The 25,841-nt window shown below is 65.9% G+C and carries 25 protein-coding genes; 6 read left to right on the top strand and 19 right to left on the bottom strand.

Going from position 1 to position 25,841, the window contains the following annotated elements; all coding sequences use genetic code 11:
* Positions 1-44: 44 nt before the first annotated feature.
* The 7 genes from ACK8OU_RS06670 to ACK8OU_RS06700 form a co-directional block, all read right to left on the bottom strand.
* A complete protein-coding gene (locus ACK8OU_RS06670) occupies positions 45-1,097 on the bottom strand; it encodes a threonine aldolase family protein (RefSeq protein WP_410302584.1) in 1,053 nt (350 codons plus the stop codon).
* On the bottom strand, positions 1,094-1,543 hold the full coding sequence (locus ACK8OU_RS06675) for a YcgN family cysteine cluster protein (RefSeq protein WP_410302585.1): 450 nt from the start codon (positions 1,541-1,543) through the stop codon (positions 1,094-1,096). Before ACK8OU_RS06675 ends, ACK8OU_RS06670 begins: the two co-directional genes overlap by 4 nt.
* 45 nt (positions 1,544-1,588) lie before the next feature.
* Positions 1,589-2,512 carry a bifunctional riboflavin kinase/FAD synthetase gene (locus ACK8OU_RS06680; RefSeq protein WP_410302587.1) on the bottom strand — a complete coding sequence of 308 codons (924 nt, stop codon included), beginning with the start codon at positions 2,510-2,512 and terminating at the stop codon, positions 1,589-1,591.
* 31 nt (positions 2,513-2,543) lie between these two features.
* On the bottom strand, positions 2,544-2,987 hold the full coding sequence (locus tag ACK8OU_RS06685) for a MaoC family dehydratase (RefSeq protein ID WP_410302758.1): 444 nt from the start codon (positions 2,985-2,987) through the stop codon (positions 2,544-2,546).
* Between the two features lie 160 nt (positions 2,988-3,147).
* On the bottom strand, positions 3,148-4,026 hold the full coding sequence (locus tag ACK8OU_RS06690; protein WP_410302588.1) for a TIGR01459 family HAD-type hydrolase: 879 nt from the start codon (positions 4,024-4,026) through the stop codon (positions 3,148-3,150).
* A gap of 97 nt (positions 4,027-4,123) precedes the next feature.
* Positions 4,124-5,044 (bottom strand): manganese-dependent inorganic pyrophosphatase, encoded by a 921-nt coding sequence (locus ACK8OU_RS06695; protein ID WP_410302589.1) that lies wholly within the window; start codon positions 5,042-5,044, stop codon positions 4,124-4,126.
* Between the two features lie 89 nt (positions 5,045-5,133).
* The gene (locus tag ACK8OU_RS06700) at positions 5,134-6,129 is read right to left on the bottom strand and encodes a TraB/GumN family protein (RefSeq protein ID WP_410302590.1); all 996 of its coding nucleotides are present in this window, start codon (positions 6,127-6,129) and stop codon (positions 5,134-5,136) included.
* A 180-nt stretch (positions 6,130-6,309) separates the two neighbouring features.
* On the opposite strand from ACK8OU_RS06700, the gene ACK8OU_RS06705 reads away from it, so the two are divergent.
* Positions 6,310-6,597: a co-chaperone GroES gene (locus ACK8OU_RS06705; RefSeq protein ID WP_410302592.1), complete on the top strand. Its 288-nt coding sequence runs from the start codon at positions 6,310-6,312 to the stop codon at positions 6,595-6,597.
* A gap of 54 nt (positions 6,598-6,651) precedes the next feature.
* Positions 6,652-8,292, top strand: a complete 1,641-nt coding sequence (gene groL, locus ACK8OU_RS06710) for a chaperonin GroEL (protein ID WP_410302594.1) — start codon at positions 6,652-6,654, stop codon at positions 8,290-8,292.
* Between the two features lie 82 nt (positions 8,293-8,374).
* Here the strand turns inward: groL and ACK8OU_RS06715 are convergent, their stop codons facing one another.
* From ACK8OU_RS06715 to ACK8OU_RS06745, 7 genes are all read right to left on the bottom strand, one after another.
* Entirely contained in the window at positions 8,375-8,725 is a 351-nt protein-coding gene (locus ACK8OU_RS06715; protein ID WP_410302595.1) for an H-type lectin domain-containing protein, read from the bottom strand.
* Positions 8,726-8,824: 99 nt separating this feature from the next.
* Positions 8,825-9,223 (bottom strand): F0F1 ATP synthase subunit epsilon, encoded by a 399-nt coding sequence (locus ACK8OU_RS06720; protein WP_410302596.1) that lies wholly within the window; start codon positions 9,221-9,223, stop codon positions 8,825-8,827.
* Between the two features lie 10 nt (positions 9,224-9,233).
* A complete protein-coding gene (gene atpD, locus ACK8OU_RS06725) occupies positions 9,234-10,655 on the bottom strand; it encodes a F0F1 ATP synthase subunit beta (protein ID WP_410302597.1) in 1,422 nt (473 codons plus the stop codon).
* Between the two features lie 18 nt (positions 10,656-10,673).
* Positions 10,674-11,543, bottom strand: a complete 870-nt coding sequence (locus tag ACK8OU_RS06730) for a F0F1 ATP synthase subunit gamma (protein WP_410302598.1) — start codon at positions 11,541-11,543, stop codon at positions 10,674-10,676.
* Between the two features lie 21 nt (positions 11,544-11,564).
* Positions 11,565-13,094 carry a F0F1 ATP synthase subunit alpha gene (atpA, locus tag ACK8OU_RS06735; protein ID WP_410302599.1) on the bottom strand — a complete coding sequence of 510 codons (1,530 nt, stop codon included), beginning with the start codon at positions 13,092-13,094 and terminating at the stop codon, positions 11,565-11,567.
* Entirely contained in the window at positions 13,094-13,654 is a 561-nt protein-coding gene (locus ACK8OU_RS06740) for a F0F1 ATP synthase subunit delta (protein WP_410302600.1), read from the bottom strand. Before ACK8OU_RS06740 ends, atpA begins: the two co-directional genes overlap by 1 nt.
* A gap of 290 nt (positions 13,655-13,944) precedes the next feature.
* On the bottom strand, positions 13,945-14,703 hold the full coding sequence (locus ACK8OU_RS06745) for a class I SAM-dependent methyltransferase (RefSeq protein ID WP_410302601.1): 759 nt from the start codon (positions 14,701-14,703) through the stop codon (positions 13,945-13,947).
* A gap of 62 nt (positions 14,704-14,765) precedes the next feature.
* On the opposite strand from ACK8OU_RS06745, the gene gloB reads away from it, so the two are divergent.
* The 3 genes from gloB to clpA all read left to right on the top strand — a co-directional run bounded on the left by gloB (position 14,766) and on the right by clpA (position 19,296).
* Positions 14,766-15,533, top strand: coding sequence for a hydroxyacylglutathione hydrolase (gloB, locus tag ACK8OU_RS06750; protein ID WP_410302602.1), 768 nt, complete (start codon positions 14,766-14,768; stop codon positions 15,531-15,533).
* A 7-nt stretch (positions 15,534-15,540) separates the two neighbouring features.
* Positions 15,541-16,788, top strand: a complete 1,248-nt coding sequence (locus tag ACK8OU_RS06755; protein WP_410302603.1) for an HPP family protein — start codon at positions 15,541-15,543, stop codon at positions 16,786-16,788.
* Positions 16,789-16,980: 192 nt separating this feature from the next.
* Positions 16,981-19,296 carry an ATP-dependent Clp protease ATP-binding subunit ClpA gene (clpA, locus tag ACK8OU_RS06760; RefSeq protein ID WP_410302604.1) on the top strand — a complete coding sequence of 772 codons (2,316 nt, stop codon included), beginning with the start codon at positions 16,981-16,983 and terminating at the stop codon, positions 19,294-19,296.
* A gap of 189 nt (positions 19,297-19,485) precedes the next feature.
* Here the strand turns inward: clpA and ACK8OU_RS06765 are convergent, their stop codons facing one another.
* From ACK8OU_RS06765 to ACK8OU_RS06775, 3 genes are all read right to left on the bottom strand, one after another.
* On the bottom strand, positions 19,486-20,898 hold the full coding sequence (locus ACK8OU_RS06765; RefSeq protein ID WP_410302605.1) for a peptidoglycan -binding protein: 1,413 nt from the start codon (positions 20,896-20,898) through the stop codon (positions 19,486-19,488).
* Positions 20,899-20,901: 3 nt separating this feature from the next.
* Positions 20,902-22,098 (bottom strand): biopolymer transporter ExbB, encoded by a 1,197-nt coding sequence (locus ACK8OU_RS06770; RefSeq protein ID WP_410302606.1) that lies wholly within the window; start codon positions 22,096-22,098, stop codon positions 20,902-20,904.
* Between the two features lie 63 nt (positions 22,099-22,161).
* Complete coding sequence (locus tag ACK8OU_RS06775; RefSeq protein WP_410302607.1) at positions 22,162-22,698, bottom strand: gamma-glutamylcyclotransferase; 537 nt, start codon at positions 22,696-22,698, stop codon at positions 22,162-22,164.
* A gap of 62 nt (positions 22,699-22,760) precedes the next feature.
* On the opposite strand from ACK8OU_RS06775, the gene ACK8OU_RS06780 reads away from it, so the two are divergent.
* Positions 22,761-23,732 (top strand): DUF2125 domain-containing protein, encoded by a 972-nt coding sequence (locus tag ACK8OU_RS06780; protein ID WP_410302608.1) that lies wholly within the window; start codon positions 22,761-22,763, stop codon positions 23,730-23,732.
* Positions 23,733-23,735: 3 nt separating this feature from the next.
* Here ACK8OU_RS06780 and ACK8OU_RS06785 read toward each other — a convergent pair whose 3' ends face one another.
* On the bottom strand, positions 23,736-24,668 hold the full coding sequence (locus ACK8OU_RS06785; protein ID WP_410302609.1) for a prephenate/arogenate dehydrogenase family protein: 933 nt from the start codon (positions 24,666-24,668) through the stop codon (positions 23,736-23,738).
* Complete coding sequence (gene hisC / locus ACK8OU_RS06790) at positions 24,665-25,756, bottom strand: histidinol-phosphate transaminase (protein ID WP_410302610.1); 1,092 nt, start codon at positions 25,754-25,756, stop codon at positions 24,665-24,667. Before hisC ends, ACK8OU_RS06785 begins: the two co-directional genes overlap by 4 nt.
* Between the last annotated feature and the right edge of the window lie 85 nt (positions 25,757-25,841).

Here is a 25,841-nt window from a genome sequence, read left to right on the forward strand (position 1 = left end):
GTGAATTGGCGCAGCCAAGAGGGGGGCAGTGCCCCCCTGCCCCGCTATCCGTTCAGCGTGGACAGAAAGGCGTCGATCGCCTCGGGTTGCGTGGACCAGGAACAGACCAGACGCGCCGACAAAAGCTCGTCCTCCGGCCCCTCAAGCGACTGGTCGAAAGGCCAGAAGTAATAGCTGGCCCCGGCGGCCATGGCCGCGCGGTGGCAACGGCGCGGGAAGCGGGCGAAGACGGCATTGGCCTGGGTCGGGTGATCAAGCTGTGCACCCGGCAAAGCCACGATCCCCGCGGACAGGCGTTCCGCCGCGGTATTGGCCCGGCGCGCCAGATCCAGCCACAGATCGCCCTCAAGATAGGCCGCCATCTGTGCCGCCAGATAGCGATGCTTGGAAAACAGATGCGCGCTGCGCTTGCGCCGCAGTTCGAATTCCCATGCCCTGGCGGGATCGAACAGGATCACCGCTTCGACGCCCATGCATCCGTTCTTGGTGCCACCGAAGGACAGCACATCCACCCCGGCCTTCCAGGTCAGTTCAGCCGGTGAGTCCCCCGCCGTTACCAGCGCATTGGCAAAGCGCGCGCCATCCATATGCACGGGCAGGCCGAAATCGCGCGCAACCTGGCACAGGGCGGCGACCTCGGGGGCGGTATAGACCGTGCCCGCCTCGGTCGCGTTGGTGATTGACACCATGCCGCGCTGTATGTTGTGAACCCCGGCGCGGCCGGTATGGGCGATCGCCGCGCGCAGGGCATCGGGTCCCATCTTGCCATGCGGGCCATCGACCAGCACCAGTTTCGCCCCGCCGGTATAGAATTCCGGGGCGCCGCATTCATCTTCCTCGATATGGGCGTTGCGATGACAAAAGATCGCGCCCCAGGGCGGGGTCAGCGTGGCACAGGCCAGGGCATTGGCGGCGGTGCCGGTTGCCACCAGATAGACCGCCGCCCCGGGTGCCTGGAAAATATCGCGCAGGCGGTCGCGTACCTGCAGGGTCAGCGCGTCGCCGCCATAGGACGCCACATGGCCCTGGTTCGCCTGCGCCAGCGCCGTCATGATCTGCGGCGCTACGCCAGAGGTGTTGTCAGAGGCGAAATTCATGCCAGATCCTCGATGATGTAATCGTCCCAATCGTCCTCGGTGAGCTCGAATTCGGGCACGGTCCAGCCGCGCACCGACATGCCCGCACGATGGATCGAATCTGGATCCCCGGAAATCAGGTGGTGCCAGTCCTCCAGCGGCTTGCCTTCGAACCGCAGCCGATAGGCGCAGGTGCGGGGCATCCAATAGGCGATCCCGGCGATGTTGGCCGGCGTCAGGCGGACGCAATCGGGCACGAACTGGTGCCGGATTTCATACTGGGTGCAGCGACAGGTTTCCCCATCCAGAAGGCGGCAGGCGACCCGGGTGAATTCGACCTCGCCGGTATCTTCATATTCGATCTTGTTGAGACAGCATTTGCCGCAGCCATCGCAGAGCGCCTCCCATTCGGGCGGGGTCAGGCGGTCCAGCGGCAGGGTCCAGAAGTTGGGGCGCAGTTTCGTCATCCGCGCAACCTGACCGATCCGGGCGGAATTGGAAAGCCCCGCCCGTCAGAGCGCGGCCAGGATTTCGCGCGCGCGGGCACAATCGGCCTGCATCTGTGCGATCAGCCCGGGCAGGCCGTCAAAGGTCATCTCGGGGCGCAGGTAATCCACAAGCGCCACCGACAGATGCTGGCCGTAAAGGTCGCCGGAAAAATCAAACAGACAGGTTTCCAGATTGGGCAGGTTTTCCCCGAACATCGGCCGGACCCCAAGGCTGGCCGCGCCGTGATAGCCGCCGGCATGTTGGCCGGTCAGCACATCGACCTTGACCGCATAGACGCCAAGTTTCGGCAGGTGCAGGCCGGCCACGCTCATGTTGGCGGTGGGGAAGCCCAGGTCGCGGCCGCGCTTTTCGCCATGCAGAACCGCGCCATCAATCCGGTGCCAGTGACCCAGCATGGCCGCGGCATCGCGCGGGCGTCCCTCGGCCAGGGCATTGCGGATCGCGGTTGAGGAAATTTCCAGCCCCGACACCTGCATCAGCGGGGCCACGGTCACGCCAAAGCCCAGTTGCGCGCCCAGATCCTGCAGATCGGCGCCTGTGCCGGTCCGGCCCTTGCCAAAATGGAAATCGGCGCCGACGGTGACATGGGCCACGCCCAGCCCCTTTGCCAGAACGTTGCGGGCAAAACCCTCAGGCGTCATGCCTGAAAGTTCGGCGTTGAAGGGCAGTTCGAACAGCCGTTCGACCCCCAGCTTTGCCATGCGATGGGCGCGGGCCTCGGGGTTCATCAGGCGAAAGGCCGGGGCGTCCGGGGCAAAGACCTGGCGCGGGTGGGGTTCAAAGGTGACGATGCCCAGCGGCCCCTTGCCACGCGCCAGATCGATCACCGACTGATGGCCCAGATGCACGCCATCGAAATTGCCCATGGCAACAGACGCGCCGCGCGCAGCCTGTGGAAGGCCCTGCCAGTGGGTATAGGTTTCCATCGTCCCCGCCCTTGCCGGCGGGCACCGCCGGTCAGTCGAACTTGCGCGAGGGCGCCAGAACCAGCGCCTCGCCTTTAAGGACCACCGTATCGCCCACCGCGCAGTGGGTTTCAAGGGTCACACGGCGCCGGGCGTGATCGATCGCGGTCACCTTGGCCTCGGCATAGACCACATCACCGGGGCGGACGGGGGCCATGAATTTCAGGCTCTGGCCCAGATAGACGGTGCCATGGCCCGGCAGCTGTTCGCCGATCACCGCCGAGATCAGACCCGCGGTCAACATGCCATGGGCAATGCGCCCCTCAAAGATCGTGTCGCGGGCATAGGCGTCATCCATATGCACCGGGTTGCGATCGGTCGAAACCTCGGCAAACAGTTCGATGTCGCGGTCGGTCACCTCTTTGCGCAGATAGCGCACCATGCCGATTTCGATATCTTCGATGCAGATCGTGCCACGGGGAAAATTGTCGAGCATGGTCATGCAGTCCCTGCCAGAGGTTCATGTTGCACTGCAGCATAGCACGCACCCCAACGCGCGCGCAATAGCGGCGTAATTTATTTTCATTAAGAAATCATCATGCGCAACAAAATTTCCCGCCGAGCCAGCGTGAATCCCTGTGCCGGTGCAGCAACGATCAGCGCAGGGCGCCGATCGTGAAGGTGGGGGCCTGCATCCGGGTGGCAAGCCAGCGTTGCAGCAGGTCGGCGTCGGGTATGTCGGGATCGGGGCCGAACTGGCCCGCCGCCAGCCCCGAGGTGACGAAGAGGGAATCGATCCCCTCGCCCGTGGCGCCCGCGATATCGGTGTTGATCCCGTCGCCCACCGCCAGGATACGCCCGCCGCCGCCCGCGCCGATCGTGGCCAGCCTGCGGCGCGCCAGATCGTAGATCGGCGGATGGGGCTTGCCGAAATACAGCGTGGTGCCGCCCATTTCCTCATACAGCGCCGCCAGCGCGCCCGCGCAATAGATGCGCTTGTCGCCCATATCCACCACGATATCGGGATTGGCGCACAGCATCGGCAGGTTGCGGGTCTTGGCCAGAAGAAAGCGGGCGCGGTAATCCTCGGGAACCTCGGTCTGTTCATCAAATGGGCCGGTGCAGACGATGCCCTCGGCCTCGTCCAGGGAAACACGCTCGATCAGGGGGGCATCGGCCCATTCCGCCGGGATGGCGTTGAAAAAGCCATCGTCCTTGTCGGGGCCAAGGTGCCAGATACGGCGGCCGACCGCGCCGGCGAACATCGCATCCTGCGCCGCATCGCCCGAGGAAACGACCAGATCCCAGCAATCGCGCGGAACACCCATGCGATCCAGCGTGGCGGTGACAAAGGCCGCCGGGCGCGGGGCATTGGTCAGCAGCACCACCTTGCCGCCCCCGGCGCGAAAGCCGCGCAGCGCCGCGACCGCCGCCGGAAAGGGGGCGACGCCATTGTGCAGACAGCCCCAAAGATCGCAAAACAGCGTGTCATAAGCGGCGGAGATCTGGGAAAGATCGGAAATGATCCGGGTCATCTTGGGTCCTGCGGCAAAGGGGAAAGGCGCCGCCCGCGGGCAGGCGGCACACAAGACGGGCCGGACGGCGCGGTCTGCCCGGCCCAACGCGCCATGGTCAGAGTTTCAGCGCGGGGATGATCTGCTTTTTCCGGCTCATGATGCCGGGCAGCACGACCGAATCGCCGTCCACCTTGCAGGGGAAGGACGCCTCGGCGATCTGGCGGACCAGATCGTTGGGCACCAGCAGCGTGGCCTCTTCGCGCAGGATGTCGACCACGAACAACAGCACCTGATCGGCGCCATCCGCGGCGGCAACCCCCGGCATCGCCGCCATCAGGCTGGCCTTGCGATCCAGGATGACCCTGGGCGCGGTGGTTTCCAGCACGCTGACGCGCAACTGCTTGCCCGCGACCTCATATTCCTTGCTGTCCATGCGCAGCAGGTCCGCATCCGAAAAAGCCGAGACATCGGATTTCGCGGCAAAAAGTTCCGCGGCATAGTCAGGGATGGAAATTCCCAGTTCCCGCGCAAGCGTTTCGGCCACCGCGCGGTCATGGGCGGTGGTGGTGGGGCTGCGGAATTCCAGTGTGTCCGACAGGATACACGACAGCATCGCGCATTTGATGTTTTCGGGCATCTTCGCGGCATCCGCGCCCATCAGGTCGTACATGATGGTGGCCGTGCAGGCCAGCGGACGGATGGTGATGTCGATCGGCCCCTTGGTCTTCAGGCCACCGGCCAGCATGTGATGGTCGATGATCTGGATGACGTTGGCGTCGTTGATCGAGGGCGGCAGTTCGGCGGGGTTGTTGGTGTCCACCACCACGCAGGTTTCGCCGGCCGCCACATCGGCGATGATCCGCGGCTTGGGCAGGTCCCACCGTTTCAGGACAAAGGCGGCCTCGGTGTTGGGTTCGCCCAGCAGCACGGGTTCGGCCGGGGTGCCCTTCACCTCGGTCAGATACCAAGCCCAGATGATGGGCGAGCCGGTGGAATCGGTGTCGGGGGCCTTGTGGCCGAAAACCTTGATCGTCATGGGAAACCTCGGGCTGGGTCACGTTTCGCGCGCGTTATAAGCGTTGCGGCGGCGCTTGTCACCCGCCGCCCCGGCCGGGTCATGCCGGATCAGGGCAGGTCCAGCGCGATCCGATCCAGCGCAAAGCCGCGTTCGGCCAGCAGCGCCAGCAGCCCCCCCTGCCCCGGCAGATGCAACGCGCCCGCGGCCAGCGCCACGGGGCCATTGGCCAGCGCCTGTTCGATCACCGGCAGCCAGGCCATGTTGCGCTGCGTCATCAGCAGGTCTTCGGTCAGCGCAAGCTGGGCCGCCACCGCCCCGGGCGGCAGGCCGGACCGGGTTTCCATCTCATGGCGGGTGAATTCCCAGATCAGCCGCGGGGTTTCGTCGAAATAGGCATCGGCCAGGGTGGTTGTATAGTCGTCGGCCTGCCCGGCCGTGGCCACGGCCACGCGCAGCATGTCGATCTGATCCTCGGGCGGGATCTGCGCGAACAGGCGCAGCACGGTGTCATGGGGTTCCAGCGCCCGCACCTCCAGCCCGCGCGCCTGCGCCGCGGCGATCAGCCGACCGTCCAGCCCCTTGGCCCCGGCGGCAACCTCGGCCATGGCGCAGGGCGACAGGGCCAGCGTCATCGCCACATACCAGGGCTTCATCCTGGCGCCCAGAAACGCCGGAACGCCCCGGTCCGACAGGGCGGCGGCCAGGCGCTGCCAATCCGCTTCGGGCAGGCGTTCCGGCAATGTCGCGCCGGTTTCGAACATCGCGCCGGGGTTGCGGGCGATCTCGGCGGCAAGGGCGGCCTCTTCGTCCGGCCCGGCCTCGACCAGCAGCACCCGGGCGCCGTCAAGATAGGGCAGTGCCGCGGCCAGAAGCCGGTCGTGGCGCGGATCGTCCAGATGATAGGTGCCGATCAGCGTGACCCGCTGCGCCCCGCGCCGGGCCTGCCAGATCAACCCCTCGGCATGCGGCGCGGCACTTGCGGCGGCGCGCAGATCGGCCTGCGTTTCGGCAGGCAAGGCGTCAAACAGATTGCGCCCCTCGCAGGCGGCCTGCGCCCCCGGCGCGGCAAGACACAGGATGAAGGCAAGGCAAAACCGCAGCATCCGACGCTCCACAAACCGGCGGTCAGACTGCCACGCCCCGCCGTCCCCGCCAAGGCACAGATTTTCGCGCAAGCCCCCGTTGACAGCGCGCGATGCCGTGCCTAACTGTTTCGCCGTTGGCACTCATCACGGGTGAGTGCTAATGGATTTCAAACCTGGAACCTTAGGGAGTGTTACCAGATGGCATTCAAACCGCTTCACGACCGTGTGCTGGTCAAGCGCGTGCAAAGCGACGAAAAGACCAAGGGCGGTCTGATCATCCCCGACAGCGCCAAGGAAAAGCCGGCCGAGGGCGAAGTGATCGCCGTGGGCGAAGGCGCACGCAAGGATTCGGGCGAACTGATCCAGCCCTCGGTGAAAGTGGGCGATCGCGTCCTGTTCGGCAAGTGGTCGGGCACCGAGGTCACGCTGGACGGCGAAGAGCTGCTGATCATGAAGGAAGGCGACATCATGGGGATCATCGGCTGATCGCCGGTCCCCTGACGCCTATCACAACGAAATTGAAGACAGGAGCAGATCAACATGGCTGCCAAGGACGTTAAATTCGGCACCGATGCCCGCGACCGCATGCTGAAAGGCGTGAACATCCTCGCGGATGCCGTCAAGGTCACGCTGGGCCCGAAAGGCCGCAATGTCGTCATCGAAAAGTCGTTCGGCGCACCGCGCATCACCAAGGACGGCGTGTCGGTCGCGAAGGAAATCGAGCTTTCCGACAAGTTCGAGAACATGGGCGCACAGATGGTGAAGGAAGTCGCTTCCCGCACCAACGATGAGGCCGGCGACGGCACCACCACCGCGACCGTTCTGGCCCAGGCGATCGTGAAAGAGGGCATGAAGGCGGTTGCCGCCGGCATGAACCCGATGGATCTCAAGCGCGGCATCGACCTGGCGACCTCGAAGGTCGTCGAAGCGATCAAGGCCGCCTCGCGCCCGGTCAAGGACAGCGACGAAGTCGCCCAGGTCGGCACCATCTCGGCCAACGGCGAGGCCACCATCGGCCGCCAGATCGCTGACGCGATGCAGAAGGTCGGCAACGAGGGTGTGATCACCGTCGAAGAAAACAAGGGGATGGAGACCGAGGTCGAAGTCGTCGAAGGCATGCAGTTCGACCGCGGCTACCTGTCGCCCTATTTCGTGACCAACCCCGACAAGATGATCGCGGATCTGGAAGACTGCCTCATCCTGCTGCACGAAAAGAAACTGTCCTCGCTGCAGCCGATGGTGCCGCTGCTGGAAGCCGTGATCCAGTCGCAAAAGCCGCTGCTGATCATCGCCGAAGACGTGGAAGGCGAAGCCCTTGCGACCCTCGTGGTGAACAAGCTGCGTGGCGGCCTGAAGATCGCCGCCGTGAAGGCGCCGGGCTTCGGTGATCGCCGCAAAGCCATGCTGCAGGACATCGCGATCCTGACCGGCGGCCAGGTGATCTCGGAAGATCTGGGCATGAAGCTGGAAAACGTCGGCATGGACATGCTGGGCCGCGCCAAGAAAGTCTCGATCACCAAGGACAACACCACGATCGTGGACGGCGCCGGTGACAAGGCCGAGATCGAAGCCCGCGTGGCCCAGATCCGCACCCAGATCGAGGAAACCACCAGCGACTACGACCGCGAAAAGCTGCAGGAACGTGTGGCCAAGCTGGCCGGCGGCGTTGCGGTCATCCGCGTCGGCGGCATGACCGAAGTCGAAGTGAAAGAGCGCAAGGACCGCGTCGATGACGCCCTGAACGCGACCCGTGCGGCCGTGCAGGAAGGCATCGTCGTGGGCGGCGGCGTGGCGCTGGTGCAGGCCGGCAAGACGCTGGAAAACCTGAATGGCGCCAACCACGACCAGGACGCCGGCATCGCCATCGTGCGCCGCGCACTGGAAGCCCCGATGCGTCAGATCGCGGAAAACGCGGGTGTCGACGGTGCTGTCGTGGCCGGCAAGATCCGCGAATCCAGCGACCTGACCTTCGGCTTCAACGCGCAGACCGAAGAATATGGCGACATGTTCAAGTTCGGCGTCATCGACCCGGCCAAGGTCACGCGGACCGCGCTGGAAGATGCGGCCTCGGTCGCGGGCCTGCTGATCACCACCGAAGCGATGGTGGCCGACAAGCCCGAACCCAAGGCCCCCGCCGGCGGTGGCATGCCCGACATGGGCGGCATGGGCGGCATGATGTGATCTGCCCCGCAAGGGAACGGAAAAGGGCGCCTTCGGGCGCCCTTTTTCATGGTTGCCGGCCGGGGTCACGCCTGTCCGCGCGTCAATCCAGCATCCAGTCATCGGCATGTGCAACCGGGCCGATCGCCAGCCAATCGGCCCGCACACGCGCCACCCGGCTGTCGCCCCAGGTCCGAAACACGATGTCAAAGCCTTCGCGCGTCACCACATCGGTCGAAATATCCATCCGCCCGTTATGCGCCGCGTCAATGTCCCACATCGACAGCGACACCTGCACCGCCGGGGCCCCGCGATAAGCCTCGGCAAAGATCACGCGGCGGCGCATTTCCCGCGGGCCATGGCCGGTCCACATGACGCCGCCATCCTTGTAATCGGAAAACAGCAGGAGCGATCCCTGCGCGATCCCCAGCCGGTGGCCGTCAAACTTGTTCATCTGACATCTTTCTGAAATGCCACATGACTGTAATCGGATGCAGGCAAAAGAAAAGCCCCGGATCGCTCCGGGGCTTTTGAAGGTCTGCTTGGCGCTGGTTCAACCCATGATGTGGCCGCCCAGGGCCTCCATGTCCGACAGCAGCTTGGCGGCCGCATCGGCAACAGAGGGATGGGCCGCCTCTTTCGCGGCGCGCACCTCGGCGACCATCTCGGCGTGGATCGCGGCGGTCAGCTCTGCCTTGGGCAGGCTGCGTTCGGCCAGGACGGTCACCGATTCCGCGGTGATGTCGGCAAAACCGCCCGTCACCGCGAATTCGGCCGTGCCTTCGGCAGAAACCACCGTCAGGATGCCGGGGCGCAGCGTCGTCATGAGGGCCGCATGGCCCGGCATGGCGGTCAGATCGCCCTCGGTGCCCGGAATCCGCACCTCACGGGCCTGAACGGAAGCAAGCTTCCGTTCGGGCGACACGAGGTCGAATTGCATCGTATCGGCCATGACTGCCTCCTTACGCCGCGTCGGCGGCGAGGCGCTGCGCCTTGGCGATCACTTCGTCAATGCCGCCGACCATATAGAAGGCCGCTTCCGGCAGATGGTCGTATTCGCCGTTCACCACCGCCTTGAACGAACGGATGGTATCTTCCAGCGGCACCTGCACACCGTCCGAGCCGGTGAAGACCTTCGCAACGTCGAAGGGCTGCGACAGGAAACGCTGGATCTTGCGGGCGCGGGCCACGGTCAGCTTGTCCTCTTCGGACAGTTCGTCCATCCCGAGGATGGCGATGATGTCCTGAAGCGACTTGTAACGCTGCAGGATACCCTGCACGGCACGGGCGGTTTCATAGTGTTCCTGCCCCACCACCTGCGGGTCAAGGATCCGCGAGGTCGAGTCGAGCGGGTCCACCGCCGGATAGATGCCCAGTTCCGAAATCGCACGCGACAGAACGGTGGTGGCGTCGAGGTGCGCGAACGAGGTCGCCGGCGCCGGGTCGGTCAGGTCATCGGCCGGAACGTAGATCGCCTGCACCGAGGTGATCGAACCCGCCTTGGTCGAGGTGATGCGTTCCTGCAGCGCGCCCATGTCGGTGGCCAGCGTCGGCTGATAGCCCACGGCGGACGGGATACGGCCCAGAAGCGCCGACACCTCGGAACCCGCCTGGGTGAAGCGGAAGATGTTGTCGACGAAGAACAGAACGTCCGTGCCCGACTGGTCGCGGAACTGTTCCGCCAGCGTCAGACCCGACAGCGCAACGCGCATACGCGCACCCGGCGGTTCGTTCATCTGGCCATAGACCAGCGCCACCTTGGACTCTTCCAGATTGTCAGGGACGATAACGCCCGATTCGATCATCTCGTGGTAAAGGTCGTTGCCTTCACGGGTCCGTTCACCAACACCCGCGAACACCGAGAAGCCCGAGTGCACCTTGGCGATGTTGTTGATCAGTTCCATGATCAGAACGGTCTTGCCCACGCCGGCGCCGCCGAACAGGCCGATCTTGCCGCCCTTGGAATAGGGGGCCAGCAGGTCGATGACCTTGATGCCGGTCACCAGAATTTCCGAGGCCGTCGACTGGGCCGCGAAATCCGGGGCGGGCTGGTGGATGGCCCGGTGTTCGGACGCCACGACCGGGCCCTTTTCGTCCACCGGCTCGCCGATGACGTTCAGGATGCGGCCCAGCGTCGCATTGCCGACCGGAACCGAGATCGGGGCGCCGGTATCGGACACGGGCGCGCCACGGACCAGACCCTCGGTCGCGTCCATGGCGATGGCGCGAATGGTGTTTTCACCAAGGTGCTGGGCCACTTCCAGCACCAGTTTCCTGCCGTTGTTCTCGGTTTCGAGAGCGTTCAGAATCGCAGGCAGGCCGTCTTCGAACTGCACGTCCACGACGGCGCCGATCACCTGCGTGACTTTGCCTTTGCTTGCCATTGTCTATCTCCGGTTCCGTCAGAGCGCCTCGGCGCCCGAAATGATTTCGATAAGCTCGTTGGTGATCACGGCCTGACGCGAGCGGTTGAACTCGATCGTCAGCTTGTCGATCATTTCGCCCGCGTTGCGCGTCGCGTTGTCCATCGCCGACATCTGCGCCCCGTTGAACGAGGCGTTGTTTTCCAGAAGGGCCGCGAAGATCTGCGTTGCGACGCCACGGGGCAGAAGATCGGCCAGGATCGCCTCCTCGCTGGGTTCATAGTCGTAGACCGCGGAAACCGTGGCCTCGCCATCGAACTCGGCGGGGATGATCTGGCGTGCCGTCGGCACCTGGCTGATCACGCTTTCGAAGCGCGAGAAGAAGATCGTGGCCACGTCGAACTCACCCGCGTCGAAACGGGCCAGCAGGTCGCGGGCGATCTCTTGCGCATTGGCATAGCCGATACGCTTGACCTCGGACAGATCGATATGGGCCACGAAATACTGGCCAAAATCGCGGCGCAGCGCATCGCGCCCCTTCTTGCCGACGGTCAGGATCTTGACCGTCTTGCCCTGGGCGATCAGCTCCGTGGCGCGCTGCTTGGCGAGCTTGGCGATATTGGCGTTGAAGCCACCGCAAAGCCCGCGTTCGCCGGTCATCACCACCAGCAGGTGGACCCGATCGGAGCCCGTCCCGGCCAGAAGCCGGGGCGCGCTGGTCGAGCCGCCAACCGAAGCGGCAAGCCCGGTCATGACAGCTTCCATACGCTCGGCATAGGGCCGGGCGCTTTCGGCGGCTTCCTGGGCACGGCGCAATTTCGCGGCCGCGACCATCTGCATCGCCTTGGTGATCTTTCGCGTGTTCTTGACGCTCTGGATCCGGTTCTTAAGGTCCTTAAGGCTGGGCATGTCCCTGTCCTCTCGTGACGCTTACGCGAAGGTCTTGGCGAATTCTTCGATCGCAGCTTTCAGCTTGTCTTCGGCCTCGCCCTTGATCTTGGGGTCGTCCTTGGTCAGCCAGTCCAGGATATCGTGGCGGTTGGACCGCAGATAGGCCAGCAGGCCCTGTTCCCAACGGCCCACGTCCTTGACCGGAATGGCGTCGAGGAAGCCCTTGGTGCCGGCAAAGATGACGGCCACGATTTCCGCGTTGGTCAGCGGCGAATACTGCGGCTGCTTCATCAGTTCCGTCAGGCGGGCGCCGCGGTTCAGCAGCTTCTGCGTGGCGGCATCCAGGTCGGAACCGAACTGCGCAAAGGCCGCCATTTCGCGGTACTGCGCCAGTTCCAGCTTCACCGGGCCCGCGACCGATTTCATCGCGTTGGTCTGCGCCGACGAACCCACGCGCGACACCGACAGACCGGTGTTCACGGCCGGGCGGATACCCTGGTAGAACAGTTCGGTTTCCAGGAAGATCTGGCCGTCGGTGATCGAGATCACGTTGGTCGGAATAAAGGCCGACACGTCGCCGCCCTGGGTTTCGATGATCGGCAGCGCGGTCAGCGAGCCCGAGCCGAAATCCTCGTTCAGCTTGGCCGAACGTTCCAGCAGGCGGCTGTGCAGGTAGAACACGTCGCCCGGATAGGCTTCGCGCCCCGGCGGGCGGCGCAGCAGCAGCGACATCTGACGGTAGGACACGGCCTGCTTGGACAGGTCATCATAGATGATCAGCGCATGGCGGCCAGAGTCGCGGAAATATTCCGCCATCGCGGTGCCCGAATAGGGCGCCAGGAACTGCATCGGCGCCGGGTCCGAGGCGGTCGCGGCGATGACGGTGGTGTATTCCATCGCGCCGGTTTCTTCCAGTTTCTTCACCAGCTGCGCCACGGTCGAACGCTTCTGACCCACGGCGACGTAGAAGCAGTGCAGCTTGTTCGCCGGGTCGGCGTCGTTATAGACTTTCTGGTTCAGGATCGTGTCCAGCGCGATCGCGGTCTTGCCGGTCTGACGGTCGCCAATGATCAGTTCGCGCTGACCGCGGCCAACGGGGATCATGGCGTCGACCGACTTCAGGCCGGTGGCCATCGGTTCATGCACCGATTTGCGCGGAATGATGCCCGGGGCCTTGACGTCGGCCACGCGACGCTCGGTCGCGGCGATCGGGCCCTTGCCGTCGATCGGGTTACCAAGGCCATCGACCACGCGGCCCAGCAGCGCCTCGCCCACCGGCACGTCCACGATGGACTGGGTGCGCTTGACGGTGTCGCCTTCCTTGATGTCACGGTCCGAACCGAAGATAACGACGCCGACGTTGTCGATTTCAAGGTTCAGCGCCATCCCGCGGATACCACCGGGGAATTCGACCATCTCGCCCGCCTGGACGTTGTCGAGCCCGTGCACACGGGCGATACCGTCACCGACCGACAGCACGCGGCCGACTTCGGCAACCTGGGCGTCCTGCCCGAAGTTCTTGATCTGCTCTTTGAGGATAGCAGAGATCTCTGCGGCTTGGATTCCCATTATCCGACCTCTTTCATGGCATTCTGGAGAGACGCGAGCTTCGAGGCGACCGAAGTGTCGATCATCTTCGAACCCAGTTTGACGATCATCCCGCCGATGAGCTTTTCATCGACGGACATGTTCAGTTTGACGGTCTTGCCCGTCTGCGCCTTCAGCGCGGCGGCCAGTTTGTCGGCCTGCGCCTTGGTCAGCGCGGTGGCAGAGGTGACCTCGGCGGTCACTTCGCCCTTTTCTTCGGCGATCAGCGCGGCAAGCGCCTTGATCATCGCCGGCAGCGCGAAAAGCCGGCGCTTTTGCGCCATCAGCGCAAGGCCGTTGGCCAGCGGCGCCGACAGGCCCATCCTGGCCGCCAGCGCGCCAATCGCGGCGCCCTGCTGTTCACGCGTGTAGACCGGCGAGCTGATCAGATCGGCCAGGTCGGCCGAACCGTCCAGCGCCGCGCCCAGCGCGTCCACATCGGCTTCAAGCGCCTTGAGGCCCCTGGCCTCGCGTGCAAGTTCGAAAACGGCCGTGGCATAGCGCCCGGCGATGGCTGCGGAAATCGAAGCTGGTTCGGACACGTCCACCCTTCCGATGACTTCGCCCCTGTCTTCCCGTGCCGGATGGCGCCGGGCCAGAGGCCCCCCGTGGCGTGCGGTCGCCCGCACGTCTCAATCGGCCCCGCGTGTAGCAGAGCCTCCCCACCCTCGCAACCGTCTTGCACACCAGAAAGTGACCCCATGCGCCGCTTTTTGGCCCCGATCCGGGCGCGCCTGCGCGGGGCCGGGCGGGGGGCGGGGAAAGTCGCGGCGCTAACAGCGCGGACGGCCCTGCGCCCCCGCGCGCAGGGGCGGGTGATTCACCTCCGGCCTCAGGCCGGATCGGCGGCGGGGCGGGCAGCACCTTCCAGAATGGCCAGCGGTTTGCGCACCGCCGCCGGCAGACGCGGCCCGCGCGCGGCATGGACCTGCCGGGACACCTCCAGCATCAGCACCCCCGCCGCCAAAAGCCCCGAGACACGCTGGCCCATGCGTTCCCACATCGGTGCCGAGCGCAGCCAGAAGCGGCGATCCGACGGCGGAATATACAGCGCCGCGGCATGGCGTTCGGGCATGAACCCCGCGCGCCGGGCCTGCGCCTCCAGCTGGCCCATCGTGTAGGGGCGGCCAAAGCCGAACGGGGTGGTTTCGCGTGGTGCCCAAAGCCCCACCCGGTTGGGCACGATCAGCAGCGCCCGCCCCCCCGGGCCCAGCACGCGCCGGCATTCCGCCAGCAGCGCCGCCGGATGGTCCGAGGTTTCCAGCCCGTGCATCAGGATCAGCCGGTCCACCATCCCCGTCTCGACCGGCCAGCGCGCCTCTTCGCACAGGACCGATACATTGGGCAGCCCCGCGGGCCAGGGCATCACCCCCTGCTGGCCCGGCATCAGCCCGATCACCCGGCGCGCAGGGTCCAGATAGGGGCGCAGCAAGGGCACGGCAAAGCCGTAACCCACCACCGTCTGCCCCGCCATTTCCGCCGCGGTCGCAGGCCACAGCGCCACCACCCGGTCACGCACCGCCTTTTGCGCCGCGCGGCCAAGCTGCGTGCGGTAATAGAAATTGCGCAGGTCCAGCACATCAAGATGCATTGCGTCGCGGCGTCCCTTGGGCGAAGCTGGCCCCCAACATAAGCAAGCCGATGCAAAAAGCCATGCCCCTGGATCTTGTCACCATTCCCTGCCGCGCGGACAACTATGCCTATATCGTCCATGACCCGGCAACCGACACCACCACGGTGGTCGATGTCCCCGATGCGGTGCCGGTGCTGCGCGCGCTGGATGCACGCGGCTGGAAGCTGAGCCATATCCTGCTGACGCATCACCACAATGACCATATCGACGGGGTGGCGGCCCTGGCCGCGGCCACCGGCGCACGGGTGATCGGGGCCGCGGCCGACGCGCACCGCCTGCCCCCCCTGACCGAGGCCGTCGCCCCCGGCGACACGCTGCACATCGGCATGGAATCGGTCGCGGTGATCGACGCACCGGGCCACACGCTGGGCCATGTCGCCTATCACTTCCCCGATGCGGGCCTGCTGTTCACCGGCGACAGCCTGATGGCCTGGGGCTGCGGCCGCCTGTTTGAGGGCACGCCCGCCCAGATGCATGACACGCTGACCCGTCTGGCCGCGCTGCCGGGCAATACGCTGGTCTGTTCCGGGCATGAATATACCGAGGCCAATGGCCGCTTTGCCCTGTCGCTGGAACCCGATCACCCGGGGCTTTGTGCCCGGATGGATCAGGTCCGCGCCGCGCGCGCGGCGGGCCACCCGACGGTGCCTGTGCCGCTTGCGCTGGAATGCGCCACAAATCCCTTCCTGCGCGCTGGCGATCCGGCGCTGGCGCGGGCGCTGGGGATGGATGGCGCCGACCCGCTGGCCGTCTTCACCGAGACGCGCTCCCGCAAGGACAGGTTCTGAGATCCGGATGCCGGCCCGCACAGCCCGCCCCGCAACCGACACCGTGCCCCCGGACACCGGGCCACCCGACACCGGACCACCCGACACCGGGCCACCCGACACGCCCCCCCGCAAGCCAACGCTGCGCGCCTTCGGCCCCCCGATGGGGCGGCGGCCCTGGGTCGACATCGGGCGCACGGCGCTGGGGGCGGGCTTGGGCATTCTGATCGCGGCGCTGATGGTCCACGCCCTGCCCGGCGCACGGACGACGGGGATCTATCTGGTGTCCTCGCTGGCCTCGACGGCGGTGCTGATCTTCGTGCTGCCCAACAGCCCCCTGGCACAGCCCTGGCCGGCGGTAGTCGGCAATACCGTGTCCGCCCTGGTCTCGGTCGCCGTGCTGCGGCTGGTTCCGCCGCCCTTTGCGGACGGGCTGGCGGTGGCCGTTTCCATCGCCGCCATGATGGCCCTGCGCGCGCTGCATCCGCCCGCAGCAGGCATCGCCCTGCTGGCGGCGCTGGAATATGAGGCGGGGCGTCAGCTTGGCTTTTCCTTCGCCCTGATGCCGGTCGCGGCGCTGACGCTGGTTCTGGTGCTTCTGGGCATCGGCTGGCACCGGCTGACGGGCCGTGCCTATCCGCTGCGCCAGCTGCACACCGTGCGCACCGCCCAGGGCCCCGCACGCCGCGCCCCCCCCCTGCCCCGGGCCGAACTGGAACGGCTGCTGAGCGAATTCAACCAATCCGCCAACCTGGGCCCCGCCGATCTGGCCCGCCTGATCGCCGCCGCCGAGACGCGCGCCACACAGGCGCTCTTTTCCGGCACGACCGTGGCCCGGATCATGACCCCCGCGCCGGTCACGATCGGCCCCGACGCGCCACTGTCCGAAATCCTGAACAAATTCGACCAGACCGGCACCAAAAGCCTGCCCGTCACCGACAGCGAGGGGCGATATCTGGGGCTGGTGGATCTGGCTGCGGTGGTCCGGGAACTGGCGCGCGAACTGGCCGCCGCACGGCGCCGGATCGTGGCGTTGCGCCCCGCCGTCCCCGAGGCCGAAGCCGCGGCGCTGATGTCATCGGACATCGTTCCCGTGGATGCCGCAACCCCCGTCGGCGCCTTGCTGGAACAGTTGTCCGAACGCGCGGCACGGGTGGTTCCGGTCACCTCGGGCGGCCATCTGGTCGGCGTGATCACCCGCACCGATCTGATCGCCCTGCTTCTGGCCCATCACGGCCCGGCCGCCCTTGCACCCGCCCCGCCAGACCCTATCTGACACACTGGGCCTGCGCCCGTTCCCGCGCCACCCGGTCGCCCGCGCGATCACATTTCCCCCAACACCCCCCGCCAGACCACCTTTCTGCGAGAAAGGACTTGAAGCCGGCGGATTTCCACCGAAGTTTAACCTTATGGGGGCAAGGATCGGCAACGGGCCGACCCAACCCCTCGACCGATAAAGGAGCACCAGATGCCTTCGTTCTCGACCACTCTCGAACAAGCCATTCATGGTGCACTGGCGCTGGCAAATGCGCGACGCCATGAACTGGCCACGCTGGAACACCTGCTGCTGGCACTGATCGACGAACCCGATGCCGCGCGGGTGATGCGCGCCTGCTCGGTCGATCTGGAAGAATTGCGCCAGGTCCTGACCGAATTCATCGACGATGACCTGTCCACCCTGATCACCGAGGTCGAAGGGTCCGAGGCGGTGCCGACCGCCGCCTTCCAGCGCGTGATCCAGCGCGCGGCGATCCATGTGCAATCCTCGGGCCGGACCGAGGTGACGGGCGCCAACGTCCTGGTCGCGATCTTTGCCGAACGCGAATCCAACGCCGCCTTCTTCCTGCAGGAACAGGACATGACCCGCTATGACGCGGTGAATTTCATCGCACACGGCGTGGCGAAAGACCCGGAATTCGGCGAAGCCCGCCCCGTTCTGGGCGCAGAGGATGAACAGAAATCCGACCCCAACCCCGCCGAGGCCAAGGAATCCGCGCTGGCGAAATATTGCGTGGACCTGAACGCCAAATCGAAAAAGGGCGACGTCGACCCGCTGATCGGCCGCGAGGCCGAGGTGGAACGCTGCATCCAGGTGCTGTGCCGCCGGCGCAAGAACAACCCGCTGCTGGTGGGCGACCCGGGCGTGGGCAAGACCGCCATCGCCGAAGGTCTCGCGCTCAAGATCACCCGCGGCGAAACCCCCGACATCCTGAAGAAGGCCACGATCTTTTCGCTCGACATGGGCGCGCTTCTGGCCGGCACCCGCTATCGCGGCGATTTTGAAGAACGGCTGAAGGCGGTGGTGAAAGAACTGGAAGATCACCCCGACGCGATCCTGTTCATCGACGAAATCCACACCGTGATCGGCGCGGGCGCCACCTCGGGCGGGGCGATGGATGCCTCCAACCTGCTCAAACCCGCGCTGGCGGGCGGCAAGCTGCGCTGCATGGGCTCAACCACCTACAAGGAATTCCGCCAGCACTTCGAAAAGGACCGCGCGCTTGCCCGCCGGTTCCAGAAGATCGACGTGAACGAACCCTCGGTCGGTGATTCCATCAAGATCCTGATGGGCCTGAAACCCTATTTCGAAGATCACCACGACATCCGATACACCAATGATGCGATCAAGGCGGCGGTCGAACTGTCGGCCCGTTACATCCACGACCGCAAGCTGCCCGACAAGGCGATCGACGTGATCGATGAGGCTGGCGCAGCCCAGCACCTGATCGTGGAATCCAAACGCCGCAAGACCATCGGCGCCAGGGAAATCGAGGCCGTGGTCGCCAAGATCGCCCGCATTCCGCCCAAGAACGTGTCCAAGGACGATGCCGAGGTGCTGCGCGATCTGGAAAAGACGCTCAAGCGCGTGGTCTTCGGCCAGGACAAGGCAATCGTCACGCTGTCTTCGGCGATCAAACTGGCGCGCGCGGGCCTGCGCGAACCCGAAAAGCCCATCGGCAACTACCTTTTCGCCGGCCCCACCGGCGTCGGCAAGACCGAGGTGGCCAAACAACTGGCCGATACGCTGGGGGTGGAACTTCTGCGCTTCGACATGTCCGAATACATGGAGAAACATGCGGTGTCCCGCCTGATTGGCGCGCCTCCGGGCTATGTCGGCTTCGATCAGGGCGGGATGCTGACCGATGGCGTGGACCAGCATCCGCATTGCGTGCTGCTGCTTGATGAGATCGAAAAGGCCCATCCGGATGTCTACAACATCCTTCTGCAGGTCATGGATCACGGCAAGCTGACCGACCACAACGGCCGGCAGGTGGACTTCCGCAACGTGATCCTGATCATGACGTCGAATGCCGGCGCGACCGAACAAGCCAGGGCTGCCATCGGCTTTGGCCGCGAACGCCGCGAGGGTGAGGATACTGCCGCGATCGAGCGGACCTTCACGCCGGAATTCCGCAACCGCCTTGACGCCATTGTCAGCTTTGCACCGCTGTCGCGCGATGTGATCCTGCAGGTAGTCGACAAATTCGTATTGCAGCTGGAAGCCCAGCTGATCGACAGGAACGTGCATATCGAACTGACCCCTGAAGCCGCGAACTGGCTGGCGGAAAAGGGGTATGACGACCGCATGGGCGCCCGGCCCCTTGGGCGCGTGATCCAGGAACACATCAAGAAGCCGCTCGCCGAGGAACTGCTTTTTGGCAGACTGACCAAGGGGGGCGTCGTGCGGGTGGCCGTGAAAGACGGCACGATCACGCTTGATATCGAAGAACCGCAGAAGCCCCGCTTGTCGGGCAGCAAGCCGCCGCTGCTGACCGCGGGCTGATCGGCCGGCGCGCTAACGGCAAGGCCGGGGGCTGCCTGCCCCCGGACCCCCGGGGATATTTGGACAAAGCCGAACACTTATCCCTTCGGATTTGCCCAAATATCCTCGGGGGTGAATTGGCCGCAGGCCAAGAGGGGGCAGACAGCCCCCTGCAACACAGGCCGCCCTGCTGCGCCTTGCGGCGGTTCCTCAGCGTTCCGTCAGTTTCAGTTCGATGCGTCGGTTTGCGGCACGCGCTTCGGCGGATGTGCCGGTCAGCACGGGACGGTGTTCGCCAAAGCCTGTGGCAGCCAGACGCTCTGGCGGGAAATCGAAATCGGCAATCATCGCACGCACCACCGACAGGGCGCGCGCCTGGCTTAGTTCCCAGTTATCGGCAAATGCGCCCTGGCCCGACAATGGCGTATCGTCGGTATGCCCGTCGACCCGGATGATCCAGTCGATTTCAGGCGGAATCTGGTTTGAAAGCGTGTTGAGCATTGTGGCCACCTGCGCGATCTGCGCCCATCCTTCCGGGGAAAGATCCGCCGATCCGGGTTCGAACAGCACTTCCGAGGAAAAGACGAAGCGGTCGCCCACAACCCTGACACCTTCGCGCCCCGCAAGGATCTGCGACAACCGTCCGAAAAATTCGGATCGATAGCGCGCCAGATCGCGCGCCTCTTCTTCGGCCTTGCGGCGCGCCTCGGCCTCAAGCTCGGCGCGGCGCTTCTGTTCGGCCGCCACCTGTGCCAGCGCCGCGTTCAGCTGGGCGCCCAGGGTTTCCACCTGCACCTGCGCCTCGGTATCGCGGGCCTTCGCGGCATCCAGAATGCCCTGCAGCTCGGCCAACTGGCCCCGCAGGGCCGCGACCTGTTCGTTCAGAAGCGTCACCCGGCGTGCCGACTCGGCGGACACCACCTGCTGATCGGCCAGCGCGACTTCAGCCACTGCCAGAAGAGCTGCCTGTTTTTCCGCCGCGCCCAGTTGTTTGTCGATGTCCAGTTGCAGATCGCGCCTTGCAGCCTCGGCCGCGGCCAGAAGCGTCAATGTTTCCTCGGCCCGGCGGCGGCTTTCTTCCAGTGCCAGCGTCATCGCCGCCAGTTCATCGCCCGACGCCTGCAGCCTGGCGCGCAACTCATCGATCGTGGCGCGGTCAAGACGCAGCTCATCGGCGCGCGCCGTCGCATCCGCACGCGCGCTGTCGCGTTCGGCAAGGGCGGTGTCGCGCTGGGTCAGCAGGGCGGCCACCTGCGCCTCAAAGGCGGTGATACGCTGGCCCGCGGCGTCCAGTTCGGCGGTGCGTTCGTCCAGCCGGGTGCTGAGCGTCGCGATCAGCGCGGCCTGTACGCTGACCTCCTGGCGAGCGCCCGCCAGCGAATTTTCCAGGTCTGCGGCACGCGATTCTTCCAGCGCCAGCGCGCGGGCAAGCCCCGCCACCTGTTCCGACAGCGCCGAAAGTTCGTTTTCCTTGGACGAGATCGTTTCGCGCAGGACCGATTGCACCACCATGAATATGGTCAGCACGAACATCAGCACCAGCAAAAGCGCCGTCATCGCATCGACGAAGCCCGGCCAGATGGTTGCCGAAAACCGCTGCTGGCCGCGCCGGGCAAGCGCCATGGCCTAGCCCTCCTGTGCCGGGCGGAATGCGCGCTGCGACAGGATCGCCCGCGTCAGTGACGCGAAATCGTGGCGCAGGTCGGCCATGGTTTCCTGCCTGCCGGCCGAAAGCTCTTCCAGCAGGCGCAACAGCTGTGCGTCGATGGACCGCAGGCGCATCCGCGCCTCGGCCTCGGCGTCGGCACCGCTGCCAAGGCTGTTTTCAATGCGTTCGGCCAGCGCGGCCATGCCGGCGATCATCCGGTCCTGGCCTTCGGCGATGCGCGTCAGCAGCGCGCCGGCATCGGCCTCGGTGCCCAGCTGGTCGGTCAGCTGTTCGACCCCCGCCACCAGATGCCCGATGCGCTGATCCAGCGCCCGGGCGGCCACGTCCGACCCTGCGAACAGCGCGCGCAATTCCTCCATCTGCTCGGCCATATGGTCAAGCACGGCCACCGCCATATTCGCCTCGCCTTCGGCATCGGCCCCGGCAAAGGACAGCCGCGTGATCGAGGAAATCCATTCCTCCAGTTCACGGAAAAAACGGTTCTGGCCGTGGGTCACGAACAGTTCCAGCAGCCCCACCACCAACGACCCGGCCAGCCCCAGCAGCGATGAGGAAAAGGCCGTGCCCATGCCGCCCAGTTGCGCCTCAAGGCCGGTCATCAGCTTGTCGAACACCTCAATCCCCGATTCGCCTTCCTGCGGGGCAAGCGCGCGGATGGTTTCGACCACCGCCGGGACGGTCGTGGCAAGGCCATAGAACGTCCCCAGAAGACCAAGGAAAATCAGCAGGTTGGCAACATAGCGGGTAATGTCGCGCGCCTCGTCGATCCGGGTTGCTACCGATTCCAGGATCGACCGGGCCGAGGATGTGGCAATTTCGCGCTGCGCGCTGCGGCTGCCCAGAAGGGCCGCCAGCGGTGCCAGAAGCGAAGGCGCGCGGGCCGCGCGCGGGCCGTTGCGGTCGGCGGCGAAGGATTCGATCCAGCTGACGGATTTGATCAGCTGCACCACCTGCCAGAAACAGGCCAGCACACCGACCACGAACACCGCCAGGATCGCCCCGTTCAGCCAGGGGTTCGACAGGAAGATCGGATAGATGCGCGCATAGGCGACCCAGCCGCCCAGGCCCACCAGCCCCAGGACGATCAGCATCATCAGGACCTGACGCACGGGTTGGGAAAATTGCGGCGCGGCCTGCCGGGCGGGGGTGCGCATTCTCTGCCTCTTTGCCTGTTCTTTGGTCGCGAGGATAGGCGCGCCGATGCCCGCTGCCAAGCGTTAACCCAACAGCGCGCGCACCCGTGCAGCCAGCCAGTCCAGATCGGGGTCGGCAATGCCCAGTTCGTGCAGATGCGCGGCCGTGTTGAACAGGTATTCGGCATTCGGGCCCCGCCCGCCCGCGGCCTGCGCGATGATCCGGGCCTGTTCCTCCAGATCCAGGCCACCGCAATACTGCACATGACCGGGGTCGATCACATAGGTCAGCGCCTGCACCTGCCGGCCATCGGCCAGCTGGATGTCCAGCTGCTGTTCCAGATAGGCGGCCGACACCAGTTCGCGTTCGCGCAAGGCATCCAGAACCGGGTCTTCCTGACCGCGCCGGACGGCAAAGGCCAGCCCCGCACAGGCCGCAACAGGCGCCGCATCCAGCGCCAGCACCAGGCCCGGGCGTTCAGGCGTGCCACGATGGTGCAGTGATCGCATGCAGAACGACCGGTGCCAGCCCTGGGCCCGCGCCAGAACGCGCTCGGCCGGATCAAAACCCGGGTTCCAGATCAGCGACCCATAGCCAAAGATCCACAGGGTCTCGGTCATGTGTCTGGCTCTCCTTTCACGGGGCAGATAAACACCGCACAGGCGGATTGGAAAGGGATGCGATGCGGCGATTGATCTGGCTGACGGTCACCCTGATGGCGCTTTATGGCGGCTATTGGGTTCTTGGGGCGCAAGCGGTGGAACGGGGCGCCCAGGCGGCGCTGGCGGCGGCGCGGGCCGATGGCCGGGCCGATGCGGCGGCGGTCGATCTGGCGGGGTTCCCCTCGCGCTTTGACCTGACGGTAACCGAACCGCGGCTGCAAAGCCGCGATGGCATGCTGGCCTGGTCGGCGCCCGTGGCACAGATCCTGGCGCTGTCCTATCGCCCGCAAGAGGTGATCCTGTATGCCCCGCCGCAACAAAGCCTGCGGCTGGGCCGGCAGATCTTTGCGCTGATCAACGAAGACATGCGTGCCTCGGCCGCGGTCCGGATCGGCAGCGACCTGGCGCTTGACCGGGCCACCGCCGTTCTGGCCGCCCCCCGCCTGCAGCCCCAGGGCGATGGCCCCGCGCTGGCCGCGCGTGAATTGCGCGCCGCCCTGCGTGCGGGGGACGGGCCCGCCTATGACCTGGGCGTGGAACTGCTGGATCTGGACCTGCCGCCCGCGATACTGACCAATGGCCGCCTGCCCGCCCGCATCGCGCGGCTGCATCTGGATGCCGCCCTTGGCCTGACGGCACCGCTGGACCGACACGCGCTGGCCCGCCCGCCGATGCTGTCCACGCTGACCCTGCGCAGCGGGACGCTGGATTGGGGCGGCATGGTGCTGACCGCCGATGGCACGCTGGAGATCACCGCCACCGGCCAGCCCGAAGGCCGCATCCTGCTGCGCACACGCGATTGGCAAAAGGCGATCAAACTGGCCGCCGAAACGGGCCTGCTGCCGCCGGAACGTCTGCCGATGCTGCTGCTGATCGGCGGGCAGATGGCCAGCCAAAGCGCCGATGGCGCGCTGGAATTGCCGCTGATCTTCCGCCAGGGCCAGATGGCGCTTGGCCCGATGCCGCTTGGCCCCGCCCCCTATCTGCGCTAAGGATCAGCCCTTGGCAACGGGCGGCGCGCCGCGGCCGAAATCGGGGGCGGCGGTATCCTGCCCCGCCTCGATGATGCCGCGGCGGATCGCGCGGGTGCGGGTGAAATAGTCGTGCAGCAACGCCCCGTCCCCCATGCGGATGGCGCGTTGCAGCACGAACAGTTCCTCGGTAAAGCGGCCCAGGATGTCCAGCGTCGCGTCCTTGTTGGTCAGAAAGACATCGCGCCACATCACCGGGTCCGAGGCCGCGATCCGCGTGAAATCGCGAAAACCCGCGGCGGAATACTTGATGATCTCGGATTCCGTCACCCGGCGCAGGTGATCGGCCACGCCCACCATCGTATAGGCGATCAGATGCGGCGTGTGCGAGGTGACGGCCAGCACCAGATCGTGATGCTGCGCGTCCATCGTTTCCACATTGGCGCCCATGCCCTGGCACAGCCGCGTCAGCCGCGTGACCGCCTGCGGATCGGCGCCCTCGGGCGGGGTCAGCAGCCACCAGCGGTTCACGAACAGCGTGGCAAAGCCCGACCGGGGCCCGGAATGTTCGGTCCCCGCCAACGGATGCCCCGGAATGAAATGGGCATGCGCGGGGATATGCGGCGCCACCGCCTCGATCACCGCCTGCTTGACCGAGCCCACATCCGTGACCGTGGCCCCCGGCGCCAGACATGGCGCGATGTCCGCCGCGACCGCCGCCATCGCGCCCACCGGCACCGCCAGAACCACCAGATCGGCACCGGCCACGGCCTCGGCCGCAGTGTCGCAGACCCGGTCGCAGATGCCGATTTCCAGCGCGGTTGCGCGGCTTTCGGGCGATTTCGCATGGCCGACGATTTCCCCCGCCAGCCCCTTCCAGCGCATCGCATGTGCCATGGACGAGGCGATCAGCCCCAGCCCGATCAGCGCCACACGGTTGTATACGCGCGTGCTCATTGCCCGGCGCCCGCCTTGAACTGGCCGATCACATGGGCCACGCGGCGGCACGAGGCCTCATCACCGACGGTGATGCGCAGGCAGTTGGGCAGGCCATAGCCCGCCACGCGCCGCACGATCAGCCCCTCGCGCTGCAGAAAGTCGTCGCAGGCCACCGCCTCGGCCTCGGACCCAAAACGCGCCAGGATGAAATTCGCGGTCGATGTGTCCGAGGGCACGCCCTTTTCGGCCAGCGCCTCGGCCAGCCAGGCGCGCAGGCGGGTGTTGTCATCGCGGCAACGGTTGACCCAGTCCTGATCGCGCACGGCCGCCTCGGCGGTTTCCAGCTGCGCGCTGGACAGGTTGAAGGGGCCGCGGATACGGTTGAGAACATCCACGATCGCCCGCGGGCCATAGCCCCAGCCGATGCGCAGCCCGCCCAGACCGTAGATCTTGGAAAAGGTCCGCGTCATGAAGACATTGGGCAGGCGCGTGGCCAGATCCGCGCCGCCGTCGTAACCCTCGACATATTCGGCATAGGCCCCGTCGATGACCAGAATCGCCTGCTTCGGCAGCGCCAGCGCCAGCCGCTCCAGCTCGGCCAGGCCGATCATCGTGCCGGTGGGATTGTTGGGATTGGCCAGGAACACCAGCTTCGTGCGCTTGTTGCAGGCCGCCAGGATCGCATCGACATCGGTGGTGCGTTCGCGTTCGGGCACGGCCACGGGCTTGCCCCCCGCGGCCATGGTCGAAATCCGGTACATCAGAAAGCCGTGTTCGGTGAACACCACCTCATCACGCGGGCCGACATAGGCCTGGCACAGGAAATGGATGATCTCGTCACTGCCCACACCGCAGATGATGCGATCCGGGTCCAGCCCATGCACATCGCCGATCGCGCGGCGCAGGCCGGCATGATCGGTGTTGGGATAACGGTGCAGCTTGTGGACGGCGCGGGCAAAGGCATCCTTGGCCTTGTCCGAGGCGCCAAAGGGATTTTCGTTCGACGACAGCTTGATCGCGTCGGTCACGCCCGCCACCTGCGCGGCCCCGCCCTCATAAAGCGCGATATCCATGATGCCGGGTTGCGGACGGATATGATCGTTCATGGCAGACTCCCCAATTCCAGCGCTTTCTAGCGGGCAAGACGGCGCTTTGCCAGCGGCATCGGTGCCGCCGGCGTGCAAAAGGCGC

Source organism: Pontitalea aquivivens, assembly GCF_046507575.1.
GTDB classification, from domain to species: Bacteria; Pseudomonadota; Alphaproteobacteria; order Rhodobacterales; family Rhodobacteraceae; genus Pontitalea; species Pontitalea aquivivens.